We start from the raw sequence: 21,938 nt of genomic DNA, 5'->3' as shown, positions 1-21,938 counted from the left end.
CCCGTAGAATGGTGGGATGCCTCGGCACCCCGAGGCCCGCAGACTCCCATTCCGACATCCGATCCAGGAGGTTTCGCCATGGCCGGAACGAACCAGGGCATCATCGAGCCCCCCATCGACAGCCTGCTCGAGAAGGTCGACTCGAAGTACCAGCTCGTGATCTTCGCGTCCAAGCGCGCGCGTCAGATCAACGACTACTACTCCGACCTCCACGAAGGCAACCTGTTCGACAACGTGGGTCCGCTCGTCGACTCGACCGTCGAGGACAAGCCTCTCACGATCGCGATGCACGAGATCCACGAGGACAAGCTGCGGCTGCGCCGCGCGGAGTAATCCCGTTACGACCCTTGTGCCCTCGAAGACGGTGATGTCCGTCTCCGGGGGCATACTGGTGTCCGCCCCCCGGCGTCGGACACCAGGGCGACCGGCGCCACGACAACTGGAGTACCGATGACCGACCTGCGTCTGTTCACGTCCGAATCCGTCACCGAGGGACACCCAGACAAGATCTGCGACCAGATCTCCGACTCGATCCTCGACGCGATCCTCGAGGCGGACCCGGACGGTCGCGTGGCCGTCGAGACGCTCGTCACCACCGGACTCGTCCATGTCGCCGGCGAGGTGTCCACCTCGGCCTACGTCGAGATCCCGGCGATCGTGCGCGGTGTCGTCAACCGCATCGGCTACACGTCGAGCGAGACCGGCTTCGACGGCGACTCGTGCGGCGTCAGCGTGTCGATCGGCGCGCAGTCCTCCGACATCGCCGCCGGTGTCGACAAGGCGTTCGAGCGCCGCGAGGACGGCTCGCAGGACCCGCACGACCTGCAGGGCGCAGGCGACCAGGGCATCATGTTCGGCTACGCGACCACCGAGACGCCGCAGCTCATGCCGATGGCCGCGTGGACCGCGCACCGCATGGCCGAACGCCTCGCCGAGGTGCGTCGTTCGGGCGAGCTGCCCTTCCTCCGTCCCGACGGCAAGACCCAGGTCACGCTCGGCTACGACGGCGACACGCCGAAGACGGTCGAGTCGGTGGTGCTCTCGACGCAGCACCACCCCGACATCTCGCAGAAGGCGCTGCGCGCCGCGGTCCGCGCCGAGGTCATCGACCCCGTGCTCGAGGCCACCGGCCTCGATCTGCCCGACGTGCAGTTCTACATCAACCCGGCCGGCCCGTTCGTCATCGGCGGGCCGAAGGGCGATGCGGGCCTCACCGGGCGCAAGATCATCATCGACACCTACGGCGGCGCTTCGCGCCACGGCGGCGGCGCGTTCAGCGGCAAGGACCCGTCGAAGGTCGACCGCTCGGCGGCGTATGCGATGCGCTGGGTCGCCAAGAACGCGGTCGCGGCCGGCCTCGCCGACCGCCTCGAGGTGCAGGTCGCCTATGCGATCGGCAAGGCCAAGCCGGTCGGGCTCTACGTCGAGACGTTCGGCACCGGGCGCGTGTCCGACGACGTGATCACCAACGCCATCCTCGAGGTCTTCGACCTGCGGCCCAAGGCGATCATCGATCAGCTCGACCTGCTGCGACCCATCTACGCGCAGACGGCCGCCTACGGCCACTTCGGCCGCGAGCTGCCCGACTTCACGTGGGAGCGCACGGACCGCGCCGACGCCCTGCGCGCGGCCGCCGGGCTCTGACGCCGGCCGCGTGACCGCGGTGCCCGACGACGCGCACGACCCCGCCGGGGGCCCGAGACCGCTTCGCCGCGTGGCGCGTGTGCTCCTCGATTCGCCGTTGCCGCAGCTGGACCGGCTGTTCGACTACGAGATCCCTGCGGAGCTCGCCACCGACGCGCAGCCCGGCGTGCGGGTTCGTGTGCCGCTGCGCAGCGCCGGACGCGTCGTGGACGGTCTCCTCGTCGAGCTGGGGGAGCCGGATGCCTCCGACCGGCCGCTCTCGCAGCTCGAGGCGGTCGTCTCGCCGGTGCCGGTCCTGACGCCCGGACTGTACGCGCTGGCGCGCCGCGCAGCCGATCGCGCGGCCGGGTCGGCGGGCGACATCCTGCGGCTGGCGATCCCCAAGCGCATGGTCCGCGCTGAGAAGGCGTGGCTGGCCGCCGGCCCGCCCGCCCATCCTCACGTCGAGGACGAGGATGCCGCGTGGGCCGCCGAGGTGCTTGCTGTCTATCCCGGCCTGGCCGAGGCGCTCGACCTCGGCGAGCGCCTCGCCCTGGACGCGCCGCCGGTGCCGTCTCAGCTGGCCGACGGCACCGTCGTCGGATCCTGGGCCGTGCTCCTCGCCGCCGCCGCCACCCGCGTGCTCGCCGCCGGGCGCAGCGCCGTCATCGCCGTGCCGGACCATCGCGACCGCGCGCAGCTCGAGGCGGCCCTGCTGAGCCGCATCCCCGCCGACGCCTTCGTGCGCGACGACGCCAAGCAGAGCGGTCCGGCGCGGTATGCCGCCTTCCTGCGCACCCTCGCGGACGCGCCGTGCGTGGTGATCGGCAACCGCTCCACGGTGTACGCGCCGGTCGCCGACCTGGGGCTGGTCGCACTCTGGGACGACGGCGATCCGCTGCTCGCCGAACCGCTCAGCCCCGGCGTCCATGCCCGCGACGCCGCGCTGCTTCGGCAGGAGCTGCACGGCGGCGCCCTCGTCTTCGCGGGACACACGCGCACCACGGATGTGGAACGGCTGGTCGCAGTGGGCTGGGTGCGCGATCTCCCCGCCGCGCGCCGGCTCAGCCCGCGCGTGGTCCTGAGCGCGAACCGCGAGGGCGAGTCACGAGGCGCTCGCGTCCCGTCGTCGGCATTCGCCGCCGCGCGCGAGGCTCTCGCCGAGGGACCCGTCCTCGTACAGGTCGCACGCCCGGGGTATTCCCCGGTCCTGGTGTGCGCGAAGTGCCGCCACCCCGCTCGGTGCCCGCACTGCGGCGGTCCGCTGCACGCCGCACGGCAGGGCGCGGTGCCGACGTGCGCCTGGTGCGGCCGCGCCGCGCACGCTTGGGCGTGCCCGGAGTGCTCGTCGACTTTGCTGCGCATGGCCTCCTCGGGCAGCGAGCGCACCGCTGACGAGCTCGGGAGAGCCTTTCCGGGGACGCGCGTGATCATCGCCGACGGCGACCATCCGGTCACCCAGATCGATGGGCGCCCGGCGCTGGTGGTCGCCACGCGCGGTGCCGAGCCGCTCGCGGTCGGCGGCTACCGTGCGGTGATCCTGCTCGACGGGGATCGGATGCTGATGGCCGAGGACCTGCGCATCGGCGAATCGTGCCTCCGGTGGTGGTCCAACGCGGCCGCTCTCGCCGCACCCGGCGCGCCTGTGCACCTCGTCGGCGTCGGCGGCGAGATCGCCCGCGCACTCGCGACCTGGACGCAGGCCGCGTACGCCCGTGCCGAGCTCGCCGACCGGGCACCCCTGCGCATGCCGCCCACGGTGCGGGTGGCGGCGGTGGAGGGACCGCGGCGCGCCGTCGACGCCGCCCTCGCCGAGCTCCGCCAGGCGGTGCCGGAGCTCGACGCCGAGGCTGTACTCGGACCACTCGCGCACGACGAGTCGGTTCGCGCGCTGGTGCGGTTCGACTACGGGCTGGGCCCGCGAGTGACGGAGAGTCTGCGGGCGTCGGTCGTGAGCCAGGCGGTCAAGGGTCGCCGGCCCGCGAAGGGACGCACGCCGGGAGCCGCCCATACACTGAAGGTTCGGGTCGACGTGCCCGACCTCGACCTCTGACCCTCGATCGTTCAGGAACGTCATGCGCCTCGTCTTCGCCGGCACACCCGAGCCGGCTGTGCCGTCACTGCGCCGGCTCGCGTCCGCGCACGACGTGCTGACCGTCATCACCCGTCAGGATGCCCCACTCGGGCGAAAGCGCGTGCTCACTCCGTCTCCCGTCGCGGCTGCCGCCGAGGAACTGGGACTGCCCGTGATCCGCGCCGACCGGCTCGGTGACGCCGTGACGGCCGACATCGCCGCGCTCGAGCCCGACCTCGGCGTGATCGTCGCCTACGGCGGCCTGGTCCGCGAGCCGCTCCTGTCGACCCCGAAGCACGGGTGGATCAACCTGCACTTCTCGCTTTTGCCGCGGTGGCGGGGCGCCGCGCCCGTACAGCACGCTCTTATCGCCGGCGATGCGCGCACCGGTGCGAGCGTGTTCCAGCTGGTGCCCGAACTCGACGCCGGCGATGTCTTCGGCGAGCTCGCGATCGACGTGCCGGCCGATGCCACGGCAGGCTCCCTGCTCTCGGCGCTGGCCGAGGACGGCGCCGCGCTGCTCACCGACGTCGTGGACGCGATCGCCGCAGGCTCTGCGGTCTCGCATCCCCAGCAGGGAGAGACGACGTACGCCGCCAAGCTCGGCGACGACGACGGCCGCGTGCGGTGGAACGAACCCGCACCGGCCGTGCTCGGACGCATCCGCGGCGTCACGCCCGAGCCCGGCGCCCACACGACGATCGGCGGCGCGCGGCTGAAGGTGCTCGCCGTCGCAGCGGCCCCCTCGGATGCACCGCATCTCGCTCCTGGTGCCCTCGCGCTGCACGGCGGCAAGGTCGTCGCCGGCACCGCGTCCACGCCGATCGTGCTCGACACGGTTCAGCCGGCCGGCAAGGGCGCGATGCGCGCCGCGGACTGGTGGCGGGGCCTGCGTGACGCGACCCCGGTGGCCGGATCATGAGCCGCACGATCGCAGCGCGACGCGTGGCGTACGAGACGCTTCGGGCGGTGCACGAGTCCGACGCCTACGCCAACCTCCTGCTGCCGACCGCGATCTCACGCGCCGGGCTCGCTACGCCCGACGCCGCCCTGGCCACCGAGCTCACCTACGGCACGCTCCGCCGCCAGGGCACGTACGACGCGGTCATCGCGATCGCCGCCGACCGGCCCGTCGCCGACATCGATCCGGCCGTGCTCGACGCGCTCCGGCTCGGCGTGCACCAGCTCCTCTCGACGCGTGTCGCCTCCCACGCCGCGGTGAACGAGTCCGTCGAGCTCGCGCGCGGCGCCGGGGGGAGGGGCGCCGCGGGTTTCGCCAACGCCGTGCTGCGGCGCGTCGCGCGGGACACGCCGGGAGACTGGATGACGCATGTCGCCGAGAGCGCGCGCTCCGACGACGAGCAGCTCGGCCTGCTCTTCTCCCACCCCGTGTGGGTCGTGCGCGCCTTCCGGCGGGCTCTCGCTGCCGAAGGACGCGCCGACGAGCTCGAAGCGCTGCTCACCGCCGACAACGCCTCGCCGCGGGTCACGATGGCGGCGCTGCCCGACCTCGCCGACGTGCCCGACGACGCTCGCCGCACCCCCTTCTCGCCGATCGGCTTCCGCCTCGGCGGCGGCGATCCCGACTCGATCGTCCGCGGTTCCGGTGGCCGCATCCGCGTCCAGGACGAGGGCTCGCAGCTCGCGGCGCTCGCGCTGACCCGTGCCCTGCCCATCGCACCGGGGGAGCGGTGGCTCGACCTCTGCGCCGGCCCCGGAGGCAAGACCGCCGTGCTCGCGGCTGAGGCGCTCACGCACGGCGCGTCGCTCGAGGCGAACGAGATCTCACCGGCACGTGCCGGACTCGTACGCCAGGCACTCGCCGGTGTGCCCCTGGACGTGCCGGTCTCGGAGGAGGATGGCCGGCTGCGAGCGCAGGATGCCCCTGACACCTACGACCGCATCCTGGTCGACGCACCCTGCACGGGCCTCGGAGCGCTCCGCCGCCGCCCGGAGGCGCGCTGGCGCAAGGCCCCCAGCGATGTGCCGGCGCTCACCCAGCTGCAGCGCGAGCTGCTCACCGAAGCCGTGAGCGCCCTCAAGCCCGGCGGCGTGGTCGCATACATCACCTGCTCGCCGCACCTCGCCGAGACGTCGGGCGTGGTCGCCGACATCCGGCGCGAATGGGACGGGGCGGTCGAGGAACTGTCTGCGCGGGACGTCATCACCGCGCTGGCGGATGCCGACCCCGGGCTTCCGCCGCAGGCCGACGGCAGCGGGCGCGCCCAGCTCTGGCCCCACCGTCACAACACCGACGCGATGTCGGTGTCGCTGCTGCGCCGAGTCTGAGCCGGCACAGCACACCCTCACTCGCGCAGGCGGATCCCGTGGGGCATCTGCTCGAACTCCGTGCGCAGCGCGATGAGCGCCGCGCTGTGCGTGCGGCCCAGGTCGCGGGCGTCGACCGTGACTTCAGCGCCCTCCGGCAGCGCTTCGGCGATCTCTCGCAGCACGGCGACGACACGCTCTGTGCCCGCCAGACCCAGCTCGCCCGCCAGGCGGAGCACGCGTCCCGTGTCCGTGTCCTCGACGGTGAAGGCCGGAACCGCGACGCTCTCGTGCGGCTCGAGCATGTGCATGCCGAACCGCTCGCCGAGCGTCTCGAGGAGAGCGATGCCGCGTACGGAGTTGCCGTGCTCGTCGAGGCGGGGGCTGAATGCGGCGACCCCGAACTGCGACGGCGCGACGGCGAGAAGACCGCCGCTGACCCCGCTCTTCGCCGGCAGGCCGACGCGGAGCAGCCATTCGCCGGAATAGTCGTACATGCCGCAGCTCGTCATGATCGACAGCACGTCGCGGGCGACGCCCTCGGCGACGACCCGCTCGCCGGTGACCGGATTGAGGCCGCCGAAGGCGAGGGTCGCCGACATCACGGCGAGATCGCGAACGGTCACAAGCAGCGAGCACTGACGGAAATAGGTCTCGACGGCGATCTCGACCGAGCCGTCGACGATCCCGTACGAGTGCAGGAGGTGTGCCAGCGCGCGGTTGCGGTCGCCGGTCGCCGACTCCGAGGCGTAGACCTGCTCGTCCACCCACAGTGAGCGTCCCGCGAAGGCCGAAAGACCCTCGACGATGCGGGACGTGCGGTCGTCGACGACGTCGCCGGGGATCAGGGACGAGGTCGCGATCGCCCCCGCGTTGACCATCGGATTGGCCGGCCGCCCGGTGTCGGGTTCGAGGCTGATGGCGTTGAAGGGCTCGCCGCTCGGCTCGGCACCGACTTTGCGCAGCACCTCTTCGCGGCCGCGGTCGGCCAGGGCGAGGGCGAGCACGAACGGCTTCGAGATCGACTGGATCGTGAACTCGTGTGTGACGTCGCCGACCGCCCGCACGCGTCCGCGAGGACCGACGACCGCGAGCGCCAGCCGCTCCGGATCTGCCGCGGCGAGTTCGGGGATGTAGCCCGCGGGGGCGCCGTCGCGGAGCGGTCGGATGTCTTCGAGAACCTCGTGCAGCAGCGCGGTGATGGGATCCACGGGTCGACCATAATGGACGCGTGCCCCCGATCGACGAGAACGGCCGCCAGGTCGGCATCCGCATCAATCCCAGCATCCTGGCCGCCGACTTCGTCAACATGCAGACGGAGCTCGCGCGCATCGCGACGGCGGACTTCGTGCACGTCGACGTCATGGACAACCACTTCGTGCCCAACCTGACGTTCGGGCCGCAGATGGTCGAGCGCATCCAGGCCACGAGCCCGGTGCCCCTCGACGTGCACCTCATGATCACGAACCCCGACCGCTGGGCGCCCCGCTACGCGGAACTGGGGGCGGCATCGGTCACCTTCCACCTCGAGGCCGCGAAGGAGCCGGTCGCCCTCGCGCGCCGCCTCCGCGAGATCGGCGCGCGGGCCGGAGTGGCGGTCAAGCCGGCGACCCCCGTCGACGGTCTCTTCGACCTGCTCGACGACTTCGACCAGATCCTCGTGATGACCGTGGAGCCCGGGTTCGGCGGCCAGTCGTTCATGCCCGAGACCATGCCCAAACTCCGCCGCCTGGCCGACGAGGCGCGGCGTCGCGGGTCGTCCATCTGGCTCCAGGTCGACGGCGGCATCGGCGAGAGCACCATCGCCCAGGCGGCCGAGGCGGGGGCCGACACCTTCGTCGCCGGCTCAGCCGTGTTCGGCGCGGGCGACCCGGATGCCGCGATCGCGGGGCTCCGCGCATCCGCCGCGCAGCACCGCCACTGAGCACACGACCTTCCGCCACGAAGTGCGGCAAGATCCGGGCCCCAGGGCCCGTACTTCGGGTGGGTACCGTGAGTCATGCGTGTATTGACATTCGATTCCCCCGACACGTGGGCGGCGTATCAGCGGGGCTTCCTTGCGGAAGCCGCGAACGCCGCGGAGCGGTTCCGCCGATCCGTCGGCGCGTCGATCGCGCTGGACAAGTCGCCGGAGAGTCTCGATGCCGTCGGCACGTGGCTCGTAGACAAACTCCAGCACCCCGAGCCCGCGTGGGACACGTTGGACTGGCTACCCGTGTGGCTCCACCCCGGTCTACCGCTCGCGGGCAGCGGCACCGACTCCGATGGCCCTTTCACGCGCGCGCAGTTGGAGTCGATGGATCAGGTCCACGGATACATCGTCGAGGTTCTCCTCACCCAGCGGCCCACTGCGAAGTGGGTGATCTTCACAGGCGCCAAACGCGATATCCGACGAGGGAGCACGATGCTCGACATCGGGCGACGGCAATGGCCGATCAACACCATCGGCCTCATCTACAAAGTCTCGCTCGACGTTGTCCTCGACGGCGATCTTCCACCCGCCGGCTGGCTGCGGAATGCTGTCGAGGCCGAGTTCGCCAAGGCCACGGGGTGACCCTGAGCCGACAACGGTCGGTGGCCGGTATGGGTGCCCCCACCCCGTAGGCGGAACTCGCGACGGGTCGCATCTCAGGGCCGGCGCGTCACGCGGCGCCGCGGCATCCGTCCGGTTCGATACCCTGGCATGGTGAAGACGTTCGACACGCTGTACGCCGAGCTCGCCGCGAAAGCGGCTGAGCGCCCCGAGGGATCGGGCACCGTCGCGCAGCTGGACGCGGGCGTCCACGCGATCGGCAAGAAGATCGTGGAAGAGGCCGCCGAGGTCTGGATGGCAGCCGAGTACGAGTCGACGGATGCCGCAGCCGAGGAGATCTCGCAGCTGCTGTACCACCTGCAGGTGCTGATGCTCGCGAAGGGGCTGAGCCTCGAGGATGTCTACCGACATCTCTGAGCCCGCGTCCCTTCCCGTCCTCGAACCCGAAAGTCCCGCTGCCATGCTGCGAATCGCCGTGCCGAACAAGGGATCGCTCGCCGAGACCGCCTCAGAGATGCTCCACGAGGCGGGCTACACCGGGCGTCGCGATCCCAAGGATCTCCACGTCATCGACCCTCAGAACGAGGTCGAGTTCTTCTACCTCCGTCCCAAGGACATCGCCACGTACGTCGGCTCGGGCGCCCTCGACGTCGGGATCACCGGCCGCGACCTGCTGCTCGACGCCCGGATGCCCGGCGCTCGCGAGATCGAGCAGCTCGGGTTCGCGGCATCCACCTTCCGCTTCGCCGCCCCCGCGGGGCGCTTCACGGAGGTGACGGACCTCGAGGGCGCGCGCATCGCGACCTCGTATCCGGGACTGGTCGACAGCTTCCTCGACGAGCACGGCGTCGCCGCCGACCTCGTGCCCCTCGATGGAGCGGTGGAGTCGGCCGTCGAGCTGGGCGTCGCGGACGCGATCGCCGACGTCGTGGAGACGGGCACGACGCTCCGTCAGGCGGGCCTCGCGGTCTTCGGGCCGGTCATCCTGAAATCCGAAGCCGTGCTGATCGGCGCGCCGACGGAGGCGGACGGCACCGCGACACTCCTGCGGCGGCTGCGCGGCGTGCTGGTGGCCCAGCGCTACGTCATGGTCGACTACGACCTGCCCGCGGAGTTCGTCGACGCGGCGGTGAAGATCGCGCCCGGCATCGAGTCGCCGACGATTTCGCCGCTGCGCGACCCGGCGTGGGTCGCAGTGAGGGTGATGGTGCCCCGCAAGGGCGTCAACCAGGTGATGGACGGGCTGTACGCGATCGGCGCCCGCGCCATCCTCGTGACCGCGATCCACAACGCGAGGCTCTGATGAGTCTCGTCTGCCGCGTCATCCCGTGCCTCGACGTCGCCGCGGGGCGGGTCGTCAAGGGCGTCAACTTCCAGAATCTCCGGGACATGGGCGATCCCGTCGAGCTCGCACGCGCGTACTTCCTCCAGGGCGCCGACGAGATCACGTTCCTCGATGTGACCGCGACGGTGGATGAGCGATCCACCACCTACGACGTCGTCCGTCGCACCGCCGAGGAGGTCTTCATCCCCCTCACCGTCGGCGGGGGAGTCCGCTCCGCCGACGACGTCGCGCGACTGCTCGCGGTCGGCGCCGACAAGATCGGCGTGAACTCCGCGGCGATCGCGCGCCCCGACCTTCTCGACGAGATCGCCGACCGCTTCGGCGCGCAGGTGCTCGTGCTCTCGCTCGACGTCAAGCGCGCCTCGCGCGAGCTCCGTGACCGGATCCCGTCCGGCTTCGTCGTCACGACGCACGGCGGCCGCACCGAGACGGAGCTCGACGCACTGGAGTGGGCCCGAGAGGCCGTCGAGCGGGGCGCGGGGGAGCTGCTCGTCAACTCGATCGACGCCGACGGCACGAAGCAGGGGTTCGACCTCGAACTCGTGTCCCTCATGCGCGAGGTCGCCAGCGTGCCGGTGATCGCCTCCGGCGGCGCGGGATCGGCCGCCCATTTCGGCCCGGCCATCGCCGCGGGTGCCGACGCCGTGCTCGCGGCATCCGTCTTCCATTCCGGCCAGCTGACCGTCGGCGAGGTGAAGGCCGCGATGACCGCCGAGGGCATCGCCGTCCGAGAGGTGGCGTCGTGACCGAGACAGTCGACGAACGCATCGCACGCGTGACGTTCACGGCCGACGGCCTGGTCGCGGCGATCATCCAGCAGTGGGACACCCGTGAGGTGCTCATGCTCGGATGGATGGATGCCGAGGCCCTCCGCCGCACGCTCACCGAGGGTCGCGTCACCTTCTGGTCGCGCTCACGCCAGGAGTACTGGCGCAAGGGCGACACGTCCGGGCACATCCAGCTCGTGCGCGAGGCGCGGCTGGACTGCGACGGCGACGCCGTGCTCGTCGAGGTCGAGCAGGTCGGCCCTGCGTGCCACACCGGCACCCGGACGTGCTTCGATGCCGACGACCTCGCGGCCGTCCGCGGTCCCGAGGCTGTCGCGTGATCCGCAGGGCGCGGCTGCTCGCCGTCGCCGCCACCGTGCTGTGCGGCGCGCTGGGCGTCATCTCGTCCACCCAGACGTGGCTGACGGTCATGCTCTCGGACGGCGCTCAGCAGGCGCTCGAGGTGCCGGGCGCATCCGCCGTGCCGGTGCTGGCGCCGCTCAGCCTCGCCGTCCTCGCGCTGGGCGCCGCCCTCTCGATCGCCGGGCTCGCCCTGCGCTATGTCTTCGGCGCCCTGGCTGTCGTCATCGGGGGCGTGCTCGCCTGGCAGACCGCGCGCGTCGTCTTCGAGCATCCGGTCTCCGCGGTCGCCGCCGTCGTCACCGAATCCACGGGGATCGCGGGGGAGTCGTCCGTCGCGAAGCTCGTCGCCTCCATCGATGCGACCGCGTGGCCGGCGGTGACCCTCGTGGTCTGGGCGGTGCTGATCGCCGCAGGAGTGTTCGTGCTCGTCACCGCGCACGGCTGGTCGCGGACCGGGCGGCGCTACCGCACGGACGAGGTCGCGAACCCCGTCGCGCGAGCGGCTTCGAGCACGGGTGGCGGCGAGGGCCCGCGCCCCCACGACGCCGCCGGATCCCGCGCCATCGACGACTGGGACGACCTGTCGCGTGGCGAGGACCCGACCGCCTGACCGCTAGACTGGCGTCAGCCCGCGCTTCCCAGGCTTCACGAGGAGATACCCATGAGCAACAACATCGGCGACCCCGGCCACGGACACTCGCCCGCCGCCTGGACGGCCGTCGTGATCATGCTCGTGGCCGTCGCTCTCGGCACCCTCTTCTACTTCCTCGACATGCCCGCTCTCGTCTGGGCCTCTGCCGCCCTCCTCGTCATCGGCGCCATCGTCGGCTGGGCGATGTCGCGCGCCGGCTACGGCGTGAACGGCTCGAAGTACGCGGCGAAAGAGCACTGATCGTGCTCGCCGACCTGACGGCCGGCGCGGTGGAGGATGCCGAGGCTCGGGCCTCGGAGCGGCCCCTGACCGCGGTCGAGGCCGCAGCACTGGCCCAGCGTCCCGCGATCGACGCCCTCGCCGCTCTCGCCCCCTCCGACCGCGTCAAGATCATCGCCGAGGTCAAGCGCGCGAGCCCGTCGCGCGGCGACCTCGCAGCCATCCCCGATCCGGCTCTGCAGGCGCGCCGGTACGAAGAGGGCGGTGCGGCGGCGATCTCCGTGCTCACCGAGGGGCGGCGCTTCAAGGGGAGCCTCGCCGACCTCGAGTCGGTGAAGGCCGCGGTCTCCCTGCCGGTGCTCCGCAAGGACTTCATCGCCAACGAATACCAGGTCCTCGAGGCGCGCGCCGCCGGAGCCGACCTCGTGCTCCTCATCGTCGCCGCGCTCGAGCAGGATGTGCTCGCCCGCCTGCACGCACTCACGCGCGAGCTGGGCATGACGGCCCTGGTCGAGACGCACTCCGCCGAGGAGGTCGACCGCGCCGCTGAGCTGGGCGCACAGCTCGTCGGCGTCAACGCGCGCGACCTGTCCACCTTCGAGCTCGACCGCGACCTGTTCGGGCGGCTGGTGGAGCGCATCCCCGACGGCGTCGTCCGCATCGCGGAGTCCGCGGTGCTCGTCCCGGCGGATGTGACCCACTACCGTGCCGCGGGCGCCGATGTCGTGCTCGTCGGCGAAGCCCTCGTCACCAATGACCCCGTATCGACTCTGCGCGCCTTCCTCGAGGCGGGCTCGGGCGATGCCACGAGCGAAGGAAGGGCGACGTCGTGAGTCTTCGCGAGGCCCCCGGGCCGCTGTTCGGCGAGTTCGGCGGGCGCTACATGCCCGAATCCCTGATCGCCGCCATCGACGAGTTGGCGGCCGAGTACGAGGCGGCCAAGGCGGACCCCGCGTTCCAGGCTGAGTTCGTCCGCCTGCTGCACTCGTACGCCGGCCGGCCGTCGCCGATCACCGAGGTCGCCCGGTTCGCCGAGCACGCCGGCGGCGCCCGCGTGTTCCTCAAGCGCGAGGACCTCAACCACACCGGCTCGCACAAGATCAACAACGTGCTGGGCCAGGCGCTGCTCACGCAGCGTCTCGGAAAGACCCGCGTGATCGCCGAGACCGGGGCGGGCCAGCACGGCGTCGCCACCGCGACGGCAGCGGCGCTCTTCGGCTTCGAGTGCACGATCTACATGGGCGAGGTCGACACCGAGCGCCAGGCGCTCAACGTCGCGCGCATGCGGCTGCTGGGCGCCGAGGTCGTGCCGGTGAAGACCGGCTCTCGCACGCTGAAGGACGCCATCAACGACGCCTACCGCGACTGGGTCGCGAGCGTCGAGACGACCAACTACATCTTCGGCACGGCGGCCGGCCCCCACCCGTTCCCCGCCATGGTGCGCGACTTCCAGAAGGTCATCTCCGAAGAGGCGCGCGCGCAGCTGCTCGAAGAGGCCGGCCGGCTTCCGGATGCCGTGATCGCCTGCGTCGGCGGCGGCTCCAACGCCATCGGCATGTTCGATGCGTTCCTCGACGACGACGTCAAGCTGTACGGCGTCGAGGCGGCCGGTGACGGCGTCGACACCCCGCGGCACGCGGCATCGATCGAGCGCGGTCGTCCCGGTGTGCTGCACGGCGCGAAGACGTTCGTCCTGCAGGACGACGACGGCCAGACCGTCGAGTCGCACTCGATCTCGGCGGGCCTCGACTATCCGGGTGTCGGACCCGAGCACGCATGGCTCGCCTCGATCGGGCGCGCCGAGTACATCCCGGCGACCGACGACGAGGCGATGCAGGCCCTGCGGCTGCTGTCCGAGACCGAGGGCATCATCCCGGCGATCGAGTCGGCGCACGCCCTCGCCGGCGCGATGCGTCTCGGCCGCGAGCTCGGCCCCGACGCGATCCTCGCGGTGTGCCTCTCCGGGCGCGGCGACAAGGACATGGACACCGCCGCGCGGTACTTCCACCTGTACGACGCCGCTGCGGCCGAGACCGCGGCAGCCGGGGGTGCCGGTGTGGTCGCCACCCCACCGTCCGACGATGCCGCCAAGGGAGAGGGCACCAAGCTATGAGCTCCCGCGTCGCCGCGGCGATCGACGCCGCTCATGCCGCAGGACGCGGCGCGTTCGTCGGCTACCTGCCGATCGGCTTCCCCGACCTGCGCACGAGCATCGACGCCGCGGTCGCACTGGCCGAGAACGGCGCCGACGTCCTCGAGCTCGGCCCGCCCTACTCCGACCCGGTGATGGACGGCACGGTCATCCAGGAAGCGACCGTGGCGGCCCTGGCCGCCGGTTTCCGCATGCGGGACACGTTCACCGCGGTGCGCGAGATCACGCGCCGCGTCGACGTGCCGGTGCTCGTGATGACGTACTGGAATCCCGTCCTGCAGTACGGCGTGGACCGCTACGCCGACGATCTGCTCGCCGCCGGGGGAGCGGGCCTCATCACGCCCGACATCACCCCCGAGGCGGCACCCGAGTGGATCGCCGCGAGCGAGCGCACCGGACTCGACCGCGTCTTCCTCGCCGCGCCGACATCGACCGACGAGCGCCTCGAACTCATCGTGAAGAACTCCACCGGGTTCGTCTACACCGTCTCGACGATGGGCATCACGGGCGAGCGGGCCCAGTTGGATGCCGCCGCCCGCACCCTCGTCGCCCGGCTGCGCGATCACGGGGTCGAGCACGCGTGCGTCGGCATCGGCATCTCGAACGCCGATCAGGTGTCGGGCGTGCTCGAGTACGCCGACGGCGCGATCGTCGGCACGGCGCTCGTTCGGGCGCTGCGCGAAGGCGGGGTCGACGGCCTCGCCGAGACCGCGCGGAGCCTCGCCGACGGCACCGCGCGCCGCGCGAACTAGACTTCTGTGGTCGGCGCGTGCGCCGATCCCTCCCGCACGGATCCAGCAAGGACACGGTTCTCCCATGATCACCGCCGCCGCGAGCGTCGTCGCCAGCATCCCGAGCCCGTCGATCAGCTATTTCGAGATCGGGCCTCTGCGGATCCACATCTACGCCCTGTGCATCATCACGGGCATCATCATCGCGGTGATCTGGACCAACGCCCGCCTGACCAAGCGCGGCGCCGAGCCATGGGTCGTCATCGACATCGCCCTGCTCGCCGTGCCGCTCGCGATCATCGCAGCCCGCATCTACCACGTGCTCACGCACTGGAGCTTCTACTTCGGCGAGGGCGCGAACCCCCTGTCGGCGCTGTACATCTGGGAGGGCGGCATCGCGATCTACGGCGCCCTCATCGGCGGGGCCGTGGGTGCCTGGCTCGGCTGCCGGTGGACCGGCATCCGCTTCTGGACCTTCGCGGATGCCCTCGCGCCCGCGCTGCTGCTCGCACAGGCGATCGGCCGCTTCGGCAACTGGTTCAACCAGGAGCTGTACGGCCTGCCGACGGACGTGCCGTGGGGCCTCGAGATCGACTACCCGAACCCCGCCTGGCCGATCGGCCTGCCCGAGGGCACCCTGTACCACCCGACGTTCCTCTACGAAGTGCTCTGGAACGCGCTCGGCGTGCTCGTGATCGTCTTCGTCGGCCGCCGCTTCCGCCTGCAGTGGGGGCGCCTGTTCGCCGCCTACCTCATGTGGTACAGCGCCGGACGCATCGTGTGGGAGTCCATCCGCATCGACCCGAGCGACATCTTCCTGGGCCTGCGCACGAACGTCTGGGCCGCGATCCTGGGTGTCGTCCTCGGTCTGGTGATCTTCTTCGTGCAGAAGCGCCGTCACCCCGGGCTGGAGCCGTCGCCCTATGTGTCCGGCCGCGAGTGGAACGCCGGACAGGCTGTACAATCGCAGAACACCGACGACTTCGTCGACGTCAGCGAACCCCCGACGTCCGAGGTCGAAGAGGTCAGCGCCACAAGCACTCCTGCCACCAAATAACGCCGCTCAGTTCCCCGAGGAGCGTGCGCCCAGGGCCGACGTCGTCCCATCTTGACTATCAACGTGAGGACGGTAGGTATGGCTTCGAGCCCCCGTCACGACGCCTCTTCGGAGGCGGACTTCCCCGCTTCGTCCGGCCGCGCCGGATTCCCCCGGAAGCAGGGGATGTACAACCCTGCGTTCGAGAAGGACGCCTGTGGACTGGCCATGGTCGCGACCCTTCGCGGCGAGGCCGGCCACGACATCATCGATCTCGCCCTGACGGCGCTCCGCAACCTGGAGCACCGCGGCGCGATCGGTTCGGACGCCGGCACCGGCGACGGTGCAGGCATCCTCACCCAGATGCCCGACGCCTTCCTGCGTGCGGTGGCCGGTTTCGAGCTTCCGCCGGTGGGCGAGTACGCCGCCGGCATGATCTTCCTGCCGCGCGACGCCGAGGCGCGCGCCACGCAGAAGGCGGGAATCGAGCGGATCGCGGCATCCGAGGGCCTCACCGTCCTCGGCTGGCGCGAGGTGCCGACGTCCGAGGAGCACCTGGGCAAGCTGGCCTTCGAGGCCCGTCCGGTCTTCGAGCAGCTCTTCGTGTCCGACCCCGGCTCCGGCGAACGTGCCGCGCTCTCGGGGATCGCGCTCGACCGACGCGCCTATCGCCTGCGCGCCCGTGCCCGCACCGAGCTCGACGCCTACTTCGTCTCGCTGTCGGCGCGGACGCTCGGCTACAAGGGCATGGTCACGACGCTGCAGCTCGAGCCGTTCTACCCCGACCTCCAGGACGAGCGCTTCGCCTCGGAGCTCGCCGTGGTCCACTCGCGCTACTCGACCAACACCTTCCCGTCGTGGCCGCTCGCGCAGCCGCTGCGCATGCTCGCCCACAACGGCGAGATCAACACCGTCAACGGCAACCGCAACTGGATGCGGGCACGGCAGTCGCAGCTCGAGTCCGAGCTCCTCGGCGACATCCGCCCGCTGCTGCCCATCTGCACCGCCGGCGCCAGCGATTCGGCCTCGTTCGACGAGGTCCTCGAGCTCCTCACCCTGACCGGCCGCAGCCTGCCGCACGCCATCATGATGATGGTGCCGGAGGCGTACGAGAAGCAGGCCGACATCGACCCCAAGCTGCGCGCGTTCTACGAGTTCCACTCGATGCAGATGGAGCCGTGGGACGGCCCGGCCGCGCTCATCTTCACCGACGGCACCCTGGTCGGCGCGACGCTCGACCGCAACGGCCTGCGCCCCGGTCGCTGGACCGAGACGACCGACGGCCTCATCGTCATCGGCAGCGAGACCGGCGTGCTGGACTTCGCGCCCGAGCGCATCAAGCGCCGCGGGCGCCTGCGTCCCGGCCGCATGTTCCTCGTCGACACGGCCCAGCGCCGCATCATCGAGGACGACGAGATCAAGGCGCAGCTCGCCGAGCAGGAGCCGTGGCAGGAGTGGCTCGACGCGGGCCGCGTGCGCCTGGCCGACCTCCCCGAGCGCGAGCACATCGTGCACCCCATCGCCTCGATCACGCGTCGTCAGCGGACCTTCGGCTACACCGAGGAAGAGGTCAAGATCCTCCTCACCCCGATGGGGCAGAACGGGGCGGAGCCCCTCGGCGCCATGGGCTCGGACACGCCGGTCGCTGTGCTCAGCGAGCGGCCGCGCCTGCTGTTCGACTACTTCACGCAGCAGTTCGCGCAGGTCACGAACCCGCCGCTGGACTCGATCCGCGAAGAGGTCGTCACGTCCCTCGGCCTGGGCCTCGGTCCGGAGCGCAACCTGCTCGAATGGGGCGCCGAGCACACGCGCGTCGTGACGCTCGACTTCCCGGTGATCGACAACGACGAGCTGGCCAAGATCCAGCACATCGACACCGCGCTTCCCGGGCGGACCTCGGTCACGATCCGCGGCCTGTACCGCGTCGAGGCCGGCCACAAGGGCATGAAGAAGCGCCTCGAGCAGATGTGCCAGGAGGTCGACCAGGCCATCGAGGACGGCGCGGAGTTCATCGTGCTCTCCGACCGCGACTCCAACAAGGATCTCGCGCCCATCCCTTCGCTGCTCATGCTGGCCGCCGTGCACCATCACCTCATCCGCAAGGAGACGCGCATGAAGTGCGGCCTCGTCGTCGAGGCCGGCGATGTGCGCGAGGTCCATCACGTCGCGACGCTGATCGGGTACGGCGCATCCGCCGTCAACCCGTACCTCGCGATGGAGACCGTGGAGTACCTCGTCCGCGCGGGCTTCATCACCGGGATCGCCCCCGAGAAGGCCGTCAAGAACCTGATCTACGCGCTCGGCAAGGGCGTGCTGAAGATCATGTCGAAGATGGGCATCTCGACCGTCTCGTCGTACGCCGGCGCGCAGGTGTTCGAGGCCGTCGGTCTGTCGGACGACCTCGTCGACACCTACTTCACCGGCACCGAGTCCAAGCTCGGCGGCGTCGGCCTCGACGTCATCGCGGCCGAGAACGCCGCGCGTCACGCGTACGCGTACCCGCAGGATGCCGCCGTCCGCGCGCACGAGCGGCTCTGGACGGGCGGCGAGTATCAGTGGCGCCGCGACGGCTCGCCCCACCTGTTCAACCCGGACACGGTGTTCCGGCTGCAGCACTCGACGCGGACCCGCCGGTACGACATCTTCCGCGAGTACACCAAGCTCGTCGACGACCAGGCGAGCGAGCTGAAGACGCTGCGCGGCCTGTTCGCGCTCAAGACCGAGGGCCGCACGCCGGTGCCGATCGACGAGGTCGAGTCGGTCTCGTCGATCGTCAAGCGCTTCTCGACCGGCGCGATGAGCTACGGCTCGATCTCACGCGAGGCTCATGAGACCCTGGCGATCGCGATGAACCGCATCGGCGGCAAGTCGAACACCGGCGAGGGCGGCGAGGATGCAGACCGTCTGCTCGACCCGGAGCGGCGCAGTTCGATCAAGCAGGTCGCCTCGGGGCGCTTCGGCGTCACGAGCCTGTACCTCACCGAGGCCGACGACATCCAGATCAAGCTGGCCCAGGGTGCGAAGCCGGGCGAAGGCGGCCAGCTGCCGCCGACCAAGGTGTACCCGTGGGTCGCCCGCACACGTCACGCGACCGCCGGCGTCGGTCTCATCTCGCCGCCGCCGCACCACGACATCTACTCGATCGAAGACCTGAAGCAGCTGATCTACGATCTGAAGCGCGCCAACCCCGGCGCTCGCGTGCACGTCAAGCTCGTGAGCCAGTCAGGCATCGGCGCGGTGGCAGCAGGCACCGCCAAGGCGCTGGCCGACGTCATCCTGGTGTCGGGCCACGACGGCGGCACGGGCGCGAGCCCGCTGAACTCGCTGAAGCACGCCGGCACCCCGTGGGAGCTGGGGCTCGCCGAGACCCAGCAGACGCTCATGCTCAACGGCATGCGCGACCGCGTCGTGGTGCAGGTCGACGGCCAGCTGAAGACCGGGCGCGACGTCATCATCGGCGCTCTGCTCGGAGCCGAGGAGTTCGGCTTCGCGACGGCACCGCTCGTGGTGTCGGGCTGCATCATGATGCGCGTCTGCCACCTCGACACCTGCCCGGTGGGCGTGGCCACGCAGAACCCGGTCCTTCGCGCCCGGTTCAACGGCAAGCCCGAGTTCGTCGTGAACTTCATGGAGTTCATCGCCGAAGAGGTGCGAGAGTACCTGGCCGCGCTCGGCTTCCGTTCGCTCGACGAGGCGATCGGCCGGAGCGACCTGCTCGACGTCGACGGTGCGGTCACGCACTGGAAGGCGAACGGCCTGGACCTCGCGCCCGTTCTCGAGGGCCCGGTCTTCGCCGAGGACGAGCCGCGTCGCAACACCACGGCGCAGCTGCACGAACTCGACGAGCACTTCGACGTCGCCCTCATCGAGCGCGCGCAGGATGTGATCGCGAAGGGCGGCGAGATCACGATCGATCTGCCGATCCGCAACACCGAGCGGGCGGTCGGCACGCTCCTGGGCCATCACGTCACCAAGGCACGCGGCGAGAACGGCCTCCGATCCGGCAGCATCGTCGTCAACCTCACAGGGTCGGCGGGTCAGTCCTTCGGCGCGTTCATGCCGTCGGGCATCACGCTGCGTCTCGAGGGTGACTCCAACGACTACGTCGGCAAGGGCCTCTCGGGCGGTCAGATCGTGGTGCGGCCGCCGCGCGGCGCCACCTTCGACGCCTCCAAGAACGTCATCGCCGGGAACGTGATCGGCTATGGCGCGACCCTGGGCACGATGTTCCTGCGCGGGGTGGTGGGCGAGCGCTTCTTCGTCCGCAACTCCGGCGCCACTGCGGTCGTCGAGGGAGTGGGAGACCACGCCCTCGAGTACATGACCGGTGGCCTCGCCGTGATCCTCGGCGCGACCGGACGCAACCTCGGGGCCGGCATGTCCGGCGGCACCGCCTACGTGTACCGGCTCGACAGCAAGCTCGTCAATCGCGAGGCCCTCGCCTCCGGCGAGCTGGAACTCGGCGAACTCGGCTCGGGAGACGCGGAGATCCTCCGCGACCTTCTCCAGCAGCACGTCGCCGAGACCGAATCGACTCTCGCCCAGGCTCTCCTCGACGACTTCGAGGCTGAGCTGGCGAACTTCGTCAGGGTCATGCCGCGCGACTACGCCGCGGTGCTGCAGACCCGCCAGACGGCCGTCGCGGAGGGGCTCGACCCCGACGGCGATGTCGTCTGGACGCGCATTCTGGAGGTGACGGGTGGCTGACCCGAAAGGCTTTCTCAAGGTCACCGAGCGCGAGCTGCCCCCGCGGCGGCCCGTGCCGGTGCGCATCATGGACTGGAAAGAGGTCTACGAGCCGGGTGACGGCGCCGTGCTCCGCCGCCAGGCGGGTCGTTGCATGGACTGCGGCGTGCCGTTCTGCCACCAGGGGTGCCCGCTGGGCAACCTCATCCCGGAGTGGAACGACCTGACGTGGCGCGGCGAGGGCCGCGCCGCCAGCGAGCGTCTGCACGCGACGAACAACTTCCCCGAGTTCACGGGGCGGCTGTGCCCGGCGCCGTGCGAGAGCGCCTGCGTGCTGGGCATCAACCAGCCCGCGGTGACGATCAAGCAGGTGGAGGTGTCGATCGCCGACGAGGCCTTCGCCAACGGCTGGATCGAGCCCGAGCCCCCGGGGCGCCTCACTGGCAAGACCGTGGCCGTCGTCGGTTCCGGTCCAGCGGGTCTCGCCGCTGCTCAGCAGCTCACGCGCGCCGGTCACACCGTCGCCGTGTTCGAGCGCGATGACCGCATCGGCGGACTCCTGCGCTACGGCATCCCTGACTTCAAGATGGAGAAGAAGCACCTCGAGTCGCGTCTTCGCCAGATGCAGGACGAGGGCACCCGCTTCCGCGCGGGAGTCGAGATCGGCCGCGACATCTCGTGGGCGGACCTCCGCGCCCGCTACGACGCGGTCGTCATCGCCACCGGCTCGACCGTTCCGCGCGAACTCGCCATCCCGGGGCGCGACCTCGCAGGCGTGCACTTCGCGATGGAGTACCTCGTCGAGTCCAACAAGGCCGTCGCCGGAGACTCCGTGCCGAACCAGATCACGGCCGAGGGCAAGCACGTCGTCGTGATCGGCGGCGGTGACACCGGCGCCGACTGCATCGGCACCGCCCACCGTCACGGCGCGCTGAGCGTGACCAACCTCGCGATCGGTCGCCGTCCTCCGGGCGAGCGTCCCGAGCACCAGCCGTGGCCGATGGACCCCCTCGTGTTCGAGATGCAATCCGCCCACGAAGAGGGTGGCGAGCGCACCTATCTCGCCTCGACCGTCGAGTTCCTGGCGAACGGCGCGGGCGAGGTGCGCGCCCTGCGCGTCGCCGAGACCGAGTTCGTCGACGGCCGCCGTGTGCCCAAGAGCGGCACCGAGCGCGAGATCCCCGCCGACCTGGTGCTCATCGCGATGGGCTTCACCGGTCCCGAGCGTGCGCTCCTCGAGGAGCAGCTCGGCGCCCGCTTCACCGAGCGGGGCAACGTGCGCCGCGAGGACGACTACCAGACGACCGCCCCGGGCGTGTTCGTGGCCGGCGATGCCGGCCGCGGGCAGTCGCTCATCGTATGGGCGATCGCCGAGGGACGTGCCGCCGCAGCCAGCGTCGACCGCTTCCTCATGGGGGAGACGGAGCTGCCTGCTCCGGTCCGCCCGACCGATGTCGCCATCGGCATGCAGCCCGCGTAGGCTTGCCGA

At 71.0% G+C, this 21,938-nt stretch carries 20 protein-coding genes; 19 read left to right on the top strand and 1 reads right to left on the bottom strand.

Features of this window, described 5'->3' with window-relative positions; all coding sequences use genetic code 11:
* Positions 1-78: 78 nt before the first annotated feature.
* The 5 genes from rpoZ to ABG085_RS09055 all read left to right on the top strand — a co-directional run bounded on the left by rpoZ (position 79) and on the right by ABG085_RS09055 (position 5,986).
* Complete coding sequence (rpoZ, locus tag ABG085_RS09075; protein WP_018170775.1) at positions 79-333, top strand: DNA-directed RNA polymerase subunit omega; 255 nt, start codon at positions 79-81, stop codon at positions 331-333.
* Between the two features lie 117 nt (positions 334-450).
* A complete protein-coding gene (gene metK / locus ABG085_RS09070) occupies positions 451-1,644 on the top strand; it encodes a methionine adenosyltransferase (protein ID WP_347979049.1) in 1,194 nt (397 codons plus the stop codon).
* A gap of 10 nt (positions 1,645-1,654) precedes the next feature.
* Positions 1,655-3,676, top strand: coding sequence for a primosomal protein N' (locus ABG085_RS09065; RefSeq protein WP_347979048.1), 2,022 nt, complete (start codon positions 1,655-1,657; stop codon positions 3,674-3,676).
* A 22-nt stretch (positions 3,677-3,698) separates the two neighbouring features.
* Positions 3,699-4,619, top strand: coding sequence for a methionyl-tRNA formyltransferase (fmt, locus tag ABG085_RS09060; RefSeq protein WP_347979047.1), 921 nt, complete (start codon positions 3,699-3,701; stop codon positions 4,617-4,619).
* Positions 4,616-5,986 (top strand): transcription antitermination factor NusB, encoded by a 1,371-nt coding sequence (locus ABG085_RS09055; RefSeq protein ID WP_347979046.1) that lies wholly within the window; start codon positions 4,616-4,618, stop codon positions 5,984-5,986. The genes fmt and ABG085_RS09055 overlap by 4 nt, the downstream gene beginning before the upstream one ends.
* Positions 5,987-6,003: 17 nt before the next feature.
* Here the strand turns inward: ABG085_RS09055 and glsA are convergent, their stop codons facing one another.
* Positions 6,004-7,176, bottom strand: coding sequence for a glutaminase A (glsA, locus tag ABG085_RS09050; RefSeq protein WP_347979045.1), 1,173 nt, complete (start codon positions 7,174-7,176; stop codon positions 6,004-6,006).
* Positions 7,177-7,196: 20 nt separating this feature from the next.
* Between glsA and rpe the strand changes: the two genes are divergently transcribed.
* From rpe to ABG085_RS08980, 14 genes are all read left to right on the top strand, one after another.
* Positions 7,197-7,889, top strand: a complete 693-nt coding sequence (gene rpe / locus ABG085_RS09045) for a ribulose-phosphate 3-epimerase (protein WP_347979044.1) — start codon at positions 7,197-7,199, stop codon at positions 7,887-7,889.
* A gap of 75 nt (positions 7,890-7,964) precedes the next feature.
* A complete protein-coding gene (locus ABG085_RS09040; RefSeq protein ID WP_347979043.1) occupies positions 7,965-8,519 on the top strand; it encodes a hypothetical protein in 555 nt (184 codons plus the stop codon).
* A gap of 132 nt (positions 8,520-8,651) precedes the next feature.
* Complete coding sequence (locus ABG085_RS09035) at positions 8,652-8,915, top strand: phosphoribosyl-ATP diphosphatase (protein WP_045302883.1); 264 nt, start codon at positions 8,652-8,654, stop codon at positions 8,913-8,915.
* Positions 8,916-8,958: 43 nt separating this feature from the next.
* Positions 8,959-9,801 carry an ATP phosphoribosyltransferase gene (hisG, locus tag ABG085_RS09030; RefSeq protein WP_347979042.1) on the top strand — a complete coding sequence of 281 codons (843 nt, stop codon included), beginning with the start codon at positions 8,959-8,961 and terminating at the stop codon, positions 9,799-9,801.
* Positions 9,801-10,589 carry an imidazole glycerol phosphate synthase subunit HisF gene (gene hisF, locus ABG085_RS09025; protein WP_347979041.1) on the top strand — a complete coding sequence of 263 codons (789 nt, stop codon included), beginning with the start codon at positions 9,801-9,803 and terminating at the stop codon, positions 10,587-10,589. The genes hisG and hisF overlap by 1 nt, the downstream gene beginning before the upstream one ends.
* Positions 10,586-10,951 (top strand): phosphoribosyl-AMP cyclohydrolase, encoded by a 366-nt coding sequence (hisI, locus tag ABG085_RS09020; protein WP_347979040.1) that lies wholly within the window; start codon positions 10,586-10,588, stop codon positions 10,949-10,951. Before hisF ends, hisI begins: the two co-directional genes overlap by 4 nt.
* Entirely contained in the window at positions 10,948-11,583 is a 636-nt protein-coding gene (locus ABG085_RS09015) for a Trp biosynthesis-associated membrane protein (RefSeq protein WP_347979039.1), read from the top strand. Before hisI ends, ABG085_RS09015 begins: the two co-directional genes overlap by 4 nt.
* A gap of 51 nt (positions 11,584-11,634) precedes the next feature.
* Positions 11,635-11,865, top strand: coding sequence for a DUF6704 family protein (locus ABG085_RS09010; protein ID WP_347979038.1), 231 nt, complete (start codon positions 11,635-11,637; stop codon positions 11,863-11,865).
* A 2-nt stretch (positions 11,866-11,867) separates the two neighbouring features.
* Positions 11,868-12,677 (top strand): indole-3-glycerol phosphate synthase TrpC, encoded by an 810-nt coding sequence (trpC, locus tag ABG085_RS09005; RefSeq protein ID WP_347979037.1) that lies wholly within the window; start codon positions 11,868-11,870, stop codon positions 12,675-12,677.
* Positions 12,674-13,957 (top strand): tryptophan synthase subunit beta, encoded by a 1,284-nt coding sequence (gene trpB, locus ABG085_RS09000; RefSeq protein WP_347979036.1) that lies wholly within the window; start codon positions 12,674-12,676, stop codon positions 13,955-13,957. Before trpC ends, trpB begins: the two co-directional genes overlap by 4 nt.
* Positions 13,954-14,748: a tryptophan synthase subunit alpha gene (trpA, locus tag ABG085_RS08995; RefSeq protein WP_347979035.1), complete on the top strand. Its 795-nt coding sequence runs from the start codon at positions 13,954-13,956 to the stop codon at positions 14,746-14,748. Before trpB ends, trpA begins: the two co-directional genes overlap by 4 nt.
* A gap of 64 nt (positions 14,749-14,812) precedes the next feature.
* Entirely contained in the window at positions 14,813-15,784 is a 972-nt protein-coding gene (gene lgt, locus ABG085_RS08990; RefSeq protein ID WP_347979034.1) for a prolipoprotein diacylglyceryl transferase, read from the top strand.
* 165 nt (positions 15,785-15,949) lie between these two features.
* Entirely contained in the window at positions 15,950-20,470 is a 4,521-nt protein-coding gene (gltB, locus tag ABG085_RS08985) for a glutamate synthase large subunit (protein WP_347979157.1), read from the top strand.
* Positions 20,463-21,929, top strand: coding sequence for a glutamate synthase subunit beta (locus tag ABG085_RS08980; RefSeq protein ID WP_347979033.1), 1,467 nt, complete (start codon positions 20,463-20,465; stop codon positions 21,927-21,929). Before gltB ends, ABG085_RS08980 begins: the two co-directional genes overlap by 8 nt.
* The last annotated feature ends 9 nt before the right edge of the window (positions 21,930-21,938 follow it).

The organism is Microbacterium sp. ProA8, assembly GCF_039905635.1.
Lineage (GTDB): Bacteria > Actinomycetota > Actinomycetes > Actinomycetales > Microbacteriaceae > Microbacterium > Microbacterium chionoecetis.
The sequence above is the reverse complement of the archived record's forward strand: the minus strand, read 5'-3'. Positions and strand labels throughout refer to the sequence as shown.

Coding starts and splice junctions, on each gene's coding strand:
- fmt (WP_347979047.1), top strand. CDS start 3,699: ATGCGCCTCGTCTTCGCCGGCACACCCGAGCCGGCTGTGCCGTCACTG.
- hisF (WP_347979041.1), top strand. CDS start 9,801: ATGAGTCTCGTCTGCCGCGTCATCCCGTGCCTCGACGTCGCCGCGGGG.
- gltB (WP_347979157.1), top strand. CDS start 15,950: ATGTACAACCCTGCGTTCGAGAAGGACGCCTGTGGACTGGCCATGGTC.
- ABG085_RS09055 (WP_347979046.1), top strand. CDS start 4,616: ATGAGCCGCACGATCGCAGCGCGACGCGTGGCGTACGAGACGCTTCGG.
- ABG085_RS09010 (WP_347979038.1), top strand. CDS start 11,635: ATGAGCAACAACATCGGCGACCCCGGCCACGGACACTCGCCCGCCGCC.
- hisG (WP_347979042.1), top strand. CDS start 8,959: ATGCTGCGAATCGCCGTGCCGAACAAGGGATCGCTCGCCGAGACCGCC.
- rpoZ (WP_018170775.1), top strand. CDS start 79: ATGGCCGGAACGAACCAGGGCATCATCGAGCCCCCCATCGACAGCCTG.
- trpA (WP_347979035.1), top strand. CDS start 13,954: ATGAGCTCCCGCGTCGCCGCGGCGATCGACGCCGCTCATGCCGCAGGA.
- ABG085_RS09040 (WP_347979043.1), top strand. CDS start 7,965: ATGCGTGTATTGACATTCGATTCCCCCGACACGTGGGCGGCGTATCAG.
- lgt (WP_347979034.1), top strand. CDS start 14,813: ATGATCACCGCCGCCGCGAGCGTCGTCGCCAGCATCCCGAGCCCGTCG.
- metK (WP_347979049.1), top strand. CDS start 451: ATGACCGACCTGCGTCTGTTCACGTCCGAATCCGTCACCGAGGGACAC.